The organism is Lentzea sp. NBRC 105346, from assembly GCF_030269605.1.
In the GTDB taxonomy this organism is placed as follows: domain Bacteria; phylum Actinomycetota; class Actinomycetes; order Mycobacteriales; family Pseudonocardiaceae; genus Lentzea.
This window is the reverse complement of record NZ_BSTQ01000055.1, coordinates 1-388: the sequence shown is the minus strand read 5'-3', so window position 1 is coordinate 388 and position 388 is coordinate 1. Positions and strand designations below refer to the sequence as shown.

The 388-nt window shown below is 57.7% G+C and carries 1 rRNA gene; it reads left to right on the top strand.

Features of this window, described 5'->3' with window-relative positions:
- A 23S ribosomal RNA gene (locus tag QSK35_RS42570) occupies positions 1–387 on the top strand; the annotation flags it as partial.
- Position 388: the final 1 nt, after the last annotated feature.

Below are 388 nucleotides of genomic sequence, written 5' to 3'. Positions count from 1 at the left end.
AGGCGAGGCCGACAGGCGTAGTCGATGGACAACGGGTTGATATTCCCGTACCCGTGTGAACGCGCCCATGGCGAACCTTGTGATGCTAACCGCCCGAAGCGCGGTCGGAAGTCCTTCGGGACCATGACCGTTGTGGAGCGCGGGATCCGAACTTGTAGTAGTCAAGCGATGGGGTGACGCAGGAAGGTAGCTCCGCCAGTGAGTGGTAGTACTGGTGTAAGCGTGTAGGGCGACAGATAGGCAAATCCGTCTGTCACTAAGCCTGAGACGTGATGCATAGCCGATTGAGGCGAAGTAGAGTGATCCTATGCTGCCGAGAAAAGCCTCTAGCGAGCTTTCACGCGGCCCGTACCCCAAACCGACACAGGTGGTCAGGTAGAGAATACCG